This is a genomic window from Microcystis aeruginosa LEGE 91341, from assembly GCF_015206885.1.
Lineage (GTDB): Bacteria > Cyanobacteriota > Cyanobacteriia > Cyanobacteriales > Microcystaceae > Microcystis > Microcystis aeruginosa_H.
In genome coordinates this window covers 1-9,137 of record NZ_JADEXY010000157.1, presented here as the reverse complement: position 1 = coordinate 9,137, position 9,137 = coordinate 1, and the positions used below count along the sequence as shown (strand labels likewise).

Here is a 9,137-nt window from a genome sequence, read left to right as displayed (position 1 = left end):
ATTATGAAGTGGGGAATGGGGAAGTGGAGTAGTGGGGTATTGGGGGAATTTAAACTAAAACCCCAACACCCTAAAACCCTAAAACCCTATCTCCTGACTCCTGACTCCTGAGGACTAAAAAAAGAGATGACTATCGGGTTGAATATTAATTTCCATGGGGACAGCTTGGGGTTCAGCATTCATGGCAAAATAGATAGCATCGGCGGCGGTTTGAGCGGTTAACATTTTATTGCGATCAACTTTTAAGCTCACCTGATCCCAAAAAGGAGTATCGACACCACCAAAATAGAATAAAGTCATTTTAATACCATAGCGTTTTAACTCATCGGCCAAACATTTACTAAAACCCACCACCCCGTACTTAGAAGCACAATAAGCGGCAGCCATAGCCATAGAATGCTTACCCAAAATTCCCACCACATTACAGATATGACCGGCCTTATTTTCCTTCATCACATTAGCCGCAGCCTGACAGGTATAAAAACTCCCCTTCAGATTGAGGTCGAGCATTTTATCTAAATCTTCCGGCGTGATTTTATTATATTGTTTCATCACACCGGCTCCAGCCGCATTAACCAACACATCCAACCGGCCGTAATGGGAGACAATTTTGGCCATCAAAGTTTCCACCTGAGTGGGATTGGTGATATCCGTCGGCACAATTAACGAGGGACAAGACAACTCACCAGCTAAATTAGATAAATTATCGGCATTTCTGGCCGCTAATACGAGCTTATGACCATTAACAGCTAGTTTACGCGCTAAAGCGGCACCGATCCCCCCCGTAGCACCGACAATCAGAACAACTTTTTCGCTCATAATTATTTATAAATTTTTACAAATCTTATTGTAAACGGTTCCAACTGGAAAATCATCGCTAGTCCCAACCCCTTGATTAAGAGTTGGGGGAGTTTGGGGATAGACGGGAACATAGATACGCTCGATCGCCCTGAGAATATTAGCAGGTAAATTAGTTGGGGGTGGTGGTGGCACAGCCGCCGTGGGATAAGAGGAAATAGGGATCGCTTTGTTTTCTGTCACCGTTTTCGACTGGCGATCGAGTACCCGTAGGCATGATTGTAGATAGGCGATAAATTGGCGATTTTCTGGGGATATGACCGATTTAGGCGCAGCGGCAGCATACTTGCTAATGGTAATCAACGATATTAGCAGTTACAAGTACGATTCTGGACATAAAAACCGAGTTCAACAATTTTCTCCCGATAAACCGCTTATTTAAACTTTATATAGAATTTGACAACAGTTGAAACACAACTTAACATAAGTTAACACCTTGAAATAAAACACAACGTTAAGTTAGTATTTCTTAGCATTCATCGAGAAAGCGAAAGAATTTTTCCTAAGTTGTTTTGACTCATCCCCTAACTAATGACTAAGAAAACTACTTAACAGAATCTTATGGTATCCCTTTTGATTGCTAGTTTTCTTGTGTTGTGATATTGCCTAAAAGCTAAGGTTAAACATCAGCAAATTTTTCCCTAACCAACAATGCTGTTAAAAGCTTGTTCAATGTTTATAACTATTGGCTCTATATTTTCTTGAAAAGACTAAATCGGAGGTTTGTAACTAATGGCAATTTTTCGTGGAACTATACTTGACGACAACTTTGTCGGGACCAGTTTTGACGATACTTTTATCGGTAGTAGCGGCAACGACATATTCAATGGTGGCAGTGGTTTTGACACTGCCGACTACAGCAATCTTCGCAACTCTCCTTCCGCTCCACAGAGTATTACTATTTTGCCTACCGGCGGAATCTTGAAAGGTAGTCTCGGCACTGATCAACTGACTTCTGTGGAAAAAATTATTGCCAATGCTTCTGCTAGTAATAATTTAATCGATGCTTCCACAGCCGCTGCTCCCTCATTTATCGAGGTTGATCTCAGTATCTCCCGTTTAATCGTCAGAAATGTTCCTCTTCTCGGTGCTTTAAACTTTACTGTTAACAACTTCGATGATGTATCGGGAACTAATCAAGATGACTTCATAAAAGGTGATAGTCAAAATAATCTTTTGCGAGGAAATGGAGGCAATGACACCTTTTTCGGCACGAGAGGAAACGATACCCTTGAGGGGGGAACAGGCAGTGATACCGCCGACTATCGGGGATTAGGAAGAGCGATTACTGTCAAACCGACGGGAATCGTTGAGAAAAGGCTTGCTGGGGTCGATGATACGATCAGTATGGAGACGATTATTGCCGATCCCCTGGTGGGCGGTAACACTATTGATTCCAGCACTGCTTCCTTGGGAGCTTCCCTTTCTATCAATCTCTCCACGGGTGCGGCTTCTGTTTTTGGTCCGTTTCCTACCATCAATCGGACTTTTCTCAATTTCGATGATGTCATCGGGACTAGCGGCAATGATACAATTACTGGCGATTTTCAAGCCAACGTTCTCAACGGTAGTGGCGGGGATGATGTGATCAGCGCTGGTGGCGGTAACGATACTCTCGTGGGTGGTGCTGGGGCAGATACTCTCACTGGGGGAACAGGGACTAACACTTACATCTACAATTCGCCTTTTGAAGGAGTAGATTTGATTACTGATTTTATCTCTATTGATCGAATTCAGTTAAGATCTTCTGGTTTTGCAGGATTATCTCGCGGTAGCCTCTCCGCTCGTCGCTACGGTGAAGGTAACTCCCTGGCTGCCGCCGCCGCTGCCGCCTTTTCTCCTGGTCCCTTTTCTCCTGGGGCCTCCTCTAATGCAGCAATTTTGAGTGTTGGCACGGCTGCAGGGGTGGACGTATGGTACACCAGTAATGCTCTTAATACCGCCCTATTCGGTACAGATGCTAACCTTCTGGCCACCTTAAGTTCCACCTTTACCAATTTGGCCACAGTCAACCAAAGCAACTTCAGTGTGATTGCCTAATATCTAAATTTGTCAATCTAAAGTAAGAGCTTGTACTGTTTCAGTACAAGCCTTTTTATTGGAATCCCATAGAGCTTTAACCAACTTCTGATAGGATCAACCGTGACAATGTAAAGAAATTTTTATGACTGTACTGACCGAAGGAATCGCGCCCCACGGTGGGCAATTAATCAATCGTATTGCTACCGCTGCCGAAAAAGCCGAATTTCTGGCCCTAGCTGAAAAACTACCGCGAGTTTCCCTAGATGAACGATCGCTCTCGGATTTAGTTATGATTGCTATTGGTGGTTTCAGTCCCCTCAAAGGCTTTATGGAACAGGACGACTACGAAAAAGTCGTCGATGATATGCGTCTAATCAATGGTTTACCCTGGGCAATTCCCGTGACTCTTTCCGTTAGCGAAGCAGTGGCGGATCCCCTTAAAGAAGGCAACTGGATTCGTTTAGATGACAGCGAAGGCAACTTTGTCGGAGTCCTGGAACTAACCCAAAAATACCGTTATAATAAGGCCCACGAAGCAGTTAACGTCTATCGTACCGACGACCAGAAACACCCCGGGGTAAAAGTCCTCTATGAACAGGGAGAAATTAACCTCGCAGGTCCAATATGGTTACTTCAGCGCGATCCTCATCCTCAGTTTCCCAAATATCAGATCGATCCTCTGCAATCGCGCAAGATGTTCCACGAAAAAGCTTGGAAAACGATTGTCGGTTTCCAAACCCGTAACCCCATCCACCGGGCCCACGAATACATTCAAAAATGCGCCCTAGAAGTGGTAGATGGTTTATTCTTGCATCCCCTTGTCGGCGCTACCAAAAGCGATGATGTGCCGGCCGATGTGCGGATGCGTTGCTATGAGATCATGATGGATAAATACTTCCCCCAAGATCGCGTTATTCTGGCTATCAACCCCTCAGCTATGCGTTATGCAGGCCCCCGGGAAGCAATTTTCCACGCTATTATCCGTAAAAACTACGGTTGTACCCATTTTATCGTCGGTCGTGACCATGCTGGAGTCGGCGACTACTACGGAACCTACGATGCCCAGTATATCTTTGATGAGTTCGAGCCGGGGGAATTGGGAATCGTGCCGATGAAGTTTGAACACGCTTTCTACTGTACCCGCACTTCGGGAATGGCAACCACCAAAACTAGCCCCAGTTTACCAGAAGAAAGAATCCACCTTTCGGGAACGAAAGTCCGGGAACTGCTGCGTAAAGGAGAATTACCACCTCCAGAATTTTCCCGTCCAGAAGTGGCTGCCGAATTAATCCGGGCTATGCAAGGATCATGAACATAACTAGGCGAGAATTGATCCAGCAGACAGGTTGGGGGTTGCTGACTTTGGCCATTAGTCAAGGAACCCTTAACCGTCATTTGGCTGCTCTCGCCGCCCCTAATCCCCGAAAATTGGCTCTTTTAGTCGGTATCGACCAGTATGGGGCGAATATTCCGCCGCTGCCCGGTTGTCTTACCGATGTGGAGTTACAAAAAGACCTTCTCCGTTATCGTTTTGGTTTTCAGGATGCTGATATAGTGACTTTAACGGGACAAAAAGCCAGTGGAGAAGCGATCGAAGCGGCTTTTTTAGAACACCTGATCGCCCAAGCCAAGGCAGGGGATGTGGTCATTTTTCACTTTAGCGGTTATGGCAGTGTTGGGGCCAGAAAAGAGGTTTTTATTACTGCTGATGGGGCAGAAAATGCTTTACTTAAGGAAAATATCCTGCTGATGGCTCGCTGTCTAGCTACGGATAAGTTTAGCTTGGTTTTTGATAGTAGTCATCTCCCCCAACCTCAGCCCTATCTCGGTAATCTTCGCGTTCGTTCCTATCCCGAAAGCCTGACTGATCTTAACCCCGCCGAGTTAACTTTCGCTGCCGATATTAAAACCCGTTTTAACCTCAAAAATAAGCCTAGTAACGGCGTTATTCTGGCTGCCGCTAAACCGGAGCAAATCGCCCTGGAATTGAGCGGTAATAGCCCCAATGCTGGCTTATTCACCTATGATCTCACCCAGTATCTCTGGCAAGCTTGCCCCAGTCCGACAATTGCGATCGCTTTTCCCCATCTCCGTAATCTCGTCGCTAGTCACAGCAGTGAACAACAGCAACCAGCAATCCTAACCAGTAATCAAAAAAATAATTCTGCGCCGCCTTATCATATACAGCCAGAAAAGTCAAGGGGGGGCGCAGCAATTGTTACAAATCTTATTGATGAACGCACCCTAGAAGTCAATCTGGTCGGCCTGCCCTTAGAAATCGTAGAAAATTACGGAATTAACTCCTGTTTGAGCTTTATTGAGGCGACTGGGGAGGAAATTAGCCTACAAATTCTCTCCCGTCAGGGTTTAAAAGCGAAAGCGCAATTATTATCCCCGGCTGCTTCCCTCAAAACTGGACAGATTCTACAGGAAAAATTGCGGGTTTTTCCGAGTCAAATCGGCTTAATCGTCGGTTTGGATAGTAACTTAACCCGAATTGAACGGGTAGATGCCACCAGTACCTTTGCCGGTTTGCCCGATGTGGCCGCCGTGGTTAACATTGGCGAACAAACGGTAGATTGTCTCTTAAGTCGAGTTGGTAGCGAAGAAACTGGCAATTATCAGTTATTATCTGCCAATGGCTCCCTAATTATCGGTAGTTTAGGTGCGGCCAACGAAGCAATTAAATCGGGGATCAAACGACTGCAATCGCAACTAGAAACCCTGCTGGCCTGCAAATTGTGGCACTTGTTGATCAATCAAGAATCCTCCGGTTTAGCCGTCATTGTCACCCTGGAAAGCCTCGATCAAACCTATATCTCCACGGTACAAACCCAAAAAATTGCGGGTAGCAAGGGGAATAATACCGCTAAAAATGACTTAATTCTGCCCGTTGGGACAGAAATTCGCTATCAAATCGAGAATCAAGAAGAACAACCCCTCTACGCAATGATCCTTGTCCTCAACAGCGATCGCCAACCGCTTTTATACTGTTCCCATTCAGAAAACCCCGATAATTTCAGCAATTCCAGGCCATTAGCCCCCTTTGTCGTGGCGGCCAAAACCAAGGCCACCATCCCCAATTCAACCCTAGGGCATTGGAAAATTAGTCAACCCAAGGGCATCAGAGAGAATATACTGATCCTCAGTCGCCATCCTTTCCCGAACACCTTGACCCTTCTCAATGCCACTCAAAGCATCAAAGGAGAAGCCAGCCAACTGCTCACCCTGACTAACCCCCTAGAAATAGCCAGAGCTTTCTGGAGCGATCTAAAATTGGATTTAGGTCTAAAAATGGATAGTTCTGGCAGTGTCATTGATGAATACGCCTTTGATCTGGGAACTTGGTCAGGTTTCCGGTTTATCTATCAGGTTATCGACTAAATCGATAGAATAATCTTATGGAATCCTTGAAAAGAAAAGGTTAAAATCCTAACACAGCTACCCCTAAATTTCCCGATGAATCTTCTGCCCCGGACAACCCAAAGCCGCCTCAAAAAAATCCCACAAATTCCCAGTGTTTGGGAAGGAGATCGTCGTGCTTTATCCTTATCCGAGAGAATGCCCCGGGCCACCCTAGAACCAAATCAAGAAAGCGGCGGCGAGTGTGTGATCTGGGTGGATGGTAGCGAGGGCTGTGTACGCGCTATGGAAGTAGTTTCCCCCGAAACTGGGCCCGAGGCCATGGTGAGAACCTTAATCCGCGCCATCGAAACACCGCAAAATCCCGCCCGGCCAGCGAGACCGAAAAAAATTATCGTCCGCGATCGAGAAACACAGTTTTTTCTGCGCGGGGTACTACAAGATCTCGATATCACCATCGATTATGTCCCCAGTTTGCCCCTGATCGATGATCTCTTTCGTGGATTCGACGAATTCCAAAATAATCGTCCCCCGGCAATTCCCCCCGCTTGGCAGTCCGCTTTAGTGAAAACTGCTCACGAAATTTGGAAAGCTGAACCCTGGTCCTGTTTGGCTGATTACGATATTTTGGAAATTAAGATTGATCGCCCCGATTTCCCGCATCTTTACGCCTGTATCATGGGAATGCTCGGTCGGGAATACGGAGTCATTCTCTATCGTTCTCTAGCATCCCTCAAACAATTCCGGCAGGCCGCTTTAGAAGAAAAATCGATGGAAAGATTAGAAAAAGCCTTTCTTTCCCAAGATTGCTGGTTTTTAAGCTACGAATTGGCCGATGATGATGAGGACGATGATGAGGATGACTACGATCTGGCCTCGGCTGCCCCCTCCCAAATCCATCCAGTTTTCGGCAGCGTGCATCCCTACGAAGGTATTCGCCCCTATTTGGATGAAGAAGAAGCAGTCACGGTATATTTGGCTTTAATAGCTCTGTTGCGCTTTTTTAAAGGCAATCAATCCGCTTTATCCGAAGAACCGATCGGAGAATTACAGCGTCGTTTTCGCATTCCCCTCGATCCCGAACAAGCAAAAGGGGAAACCGTGGCCGTGACGGTGGCCACGATGCCCGATCTATGTGCGGAATTTATGCAACTTTTAGAGGAGGAGGACGACGATGATGAGGATGATGAGGAAGAAGAATCCGTACTCAAGGAAAATCTAGTCCCTGATAATGCACATCTGAGTCTGGGAATGGTTCCCTGGCAATTATTAGATAAAATTCGCAGTCGTCCAAAAATCCATTATCAACCCCAATCCGTACCGACAAAAGGAGAGGGTTTCCCCGTGGTGATGATCCAGACCTCCCGACCGAAAGCCAAGGAAATTATCGAAAAAATCGAACAAGCTGGCGGTTTGGCGGCCATTGGTTTTAACCCCGGCGAAGATCCCTTAGAAGATACCCGTTATGATCTGGGGATTCTGAAAATGGCTAACGGTGATCTTTATCTATTTGGAGAATTCGAGCAAGATGATCCCGACCACCGTAATGCTCGCCGCAATTGGCAAAAACGCATCAAAAATACCGAGGGTTATTGTGGTTTGATTATTGCCATGGGCGTAACCGGTTCCTCCTGCGGCAATCCCCAATTAAACGATATGTTAGCCCTCTATGAGGCAAAATCGATCGATAGTAAAGATTTAGACTTGGGAGTTTTGACTCTTATGCCTCACTTCGGTTAATTTTGATGGGCAGCGGCGGCTTTTTTTCAGTGAACAGTAATCAATAATCAGTAGAGTTCTGGCATAATTAATTTTTGAGAGTTCAAAAATGAGAAAGATAAGGATTAAATTGCATAAAATCTGTAAATAGAGCATTTAATTGATTGTTATTCATTCTTAATTCTCCTGACTACTGACTACTGGCTACTGACTCCTAGCCCTAACAACAATTTTTGATTTTTACAAGAGGTCTATTATGGTGTTATTCGGATTCGGAAAAAAATTAACTTTGCCTACAGTAAGGGAAGCACTACCCGGGCGATCGGAAAAAATGCCCGTACCTAGCAGCCACTACGTTAACGGTCATCCTTTGCAGCCCCCCTTTCCTGCTGGTATGGAAAGCGCAATATTCGGTTTAGGCTGTTTTTGGGGAGCAGAGCGGAAATTTTGGCAATTAGAAGGAGTTTACACTACGGCCGTGGGTTATGCGGCTGGTATCACCCCCAATCCCACCTATCAGGAAGTGTGTACCGGCATGACTGGGCATAATGAAGTGGTCTTAGTGGTCTATGATCCCAGGGTGATTTCCTACGAACAACTGTTAAAGGTTTTCTGGGAAAGTCATAATCCCACCCAAGGAATGCGTCAGGGTAATGATACGGGAACTCAGTATCGATCGGGTATCTATACCTATAATCCCCAGCAAAAGCAATTAGCGGAAAAATCTCGATCGATCTATCAAGAAGCTCTCAATAAAGAGGGCCATGGTCAAATTACCACGGAAATTATCGACGCACCTGAATTTTATTATGCTGAAGGTTATCATCAGCAGTATTTAGCGAAAAATCCCGGCGGTTACTGCGGTTTAGGGGGAACGAAAGTGGAATGTCCCATCGCTCTTGATCTGAAGTTAAATTAAGTAAGGTTAGCCGTCAGTTATAGCAAAAAATGGGTTATTTAGGACGCTTTCAATTTTCAAACTCTTATCGGTCAAGGGTTTCAGCGATTGATTGTCCTAACCACCCCGATCTTTCCTATATCAGTTATAATTCATAATTCATAATTCATAATTCATAATTCATAATTCATAATTCATAATTCATAATTCATAATTCATAATTCATAATTCATAATTCATAATTCATAATTCATAATTCATAATTCATAATTCATAA

At 45.1% G+C, this 9,137-nt stretch carries 7 protein-coding genes; 5 read left to right on the top strand and 2 right to left on the bottom strand.

Translation table 11 applies throughout. From position 1 onward, the window contains the following. Window positions 1–114 precede the first annotated feature (114 nt). Window positions 115–819 (bottom strand): SDR family oxidoreductase, encoded by a 705-nt coding sequence (locus tag IQ234_RS18225; protein ID WP_193958112.1) that lies wholly within the window; start codon window positions 817–819, stop codon window positions 115–117. Between the two features lie 6 nt (window positions 820–825). Further along, window positions 826–1,161: a hypothetical protein gene (locus tag IQ234_RS18220; RefSeq protein WP_193958111.1), complete on the bottom strand. Its 336-nt coding sequence runs from the start codon at window positions 1,159–1,161 to the stop codon at window positions 826–828. A gap of 429 nt (window positions 1,162–1,590) precedes the next feature. On the opposite strand from IQ234_RS18220, the gene IQ234_RS18215 reads away from it, so the two are divergent. From IQ234_RS18215 to msrA, 5 genes are all read left to right on the top strand, one after another. Further along, window positions 1,591–2,898 (top strand): calcium-binding protein, encoded by a 1,308-nt coding sequence (locus tag IQ234_RS18215; RefSeq protein WP_193958110.1) that lies wholly within the window; start codon window positions 1,591–1,593, stop codon window positions 2,896–2,898. Window positions 2,899–3,022: 124 nt separating this feature from the next. Beyond that, window positions 3,023–4,192, top strand: coding sequence for a sulfate adenylyltransferase (sat, locus tag IQ234_RS18210; RefSeq protein ID WP_193958109.1), 1,170 nt, complete (start codon window positions 3,023–3,025; stop codon window positions 4,190–4,192). Then, a complete protein-coding gene (locus IQ234_RS18205) occupies window positions 4,189–6,264 on the top strand; it encodes a caspase family protein (RefSeq protein WP_193958108.1) in 2,076 nt (691 codons plus the stop codon). Before sat ends, IQ234_RS18205 begins: the two co-directional genes overlap by 4 nt. A 75-nt stretch (window positions 6,265–6,339) precedes the next feature. After that, window positions 6,340–7,983, top strand: a complete 1,644-nt coding sequence (locus IQ234_RS18200; RefSeq protein WP_193958107.1) for a DUF6930 domain-containing protein — start codon at window positions 6,340–6,342, stop codon at window positions 7,981–7,983. Window positions 7,984–8,218: 235 nt separating this feature from the next. Next, window positions 8,219–8,881: a peptide-methionine (S)-S-oxide reductase MsrA gene (gene msrA, locus IQ234_RS18195; protein ID WP_193958106.1), complete on the top strand. Its 663-nt coding sequence runs from the start codon at window positions 8,219–8,221 to the stop codon at window positions 8,879–8,881. Window positions 8,882–9,137 lie beyond the last annotated feature (256 nt).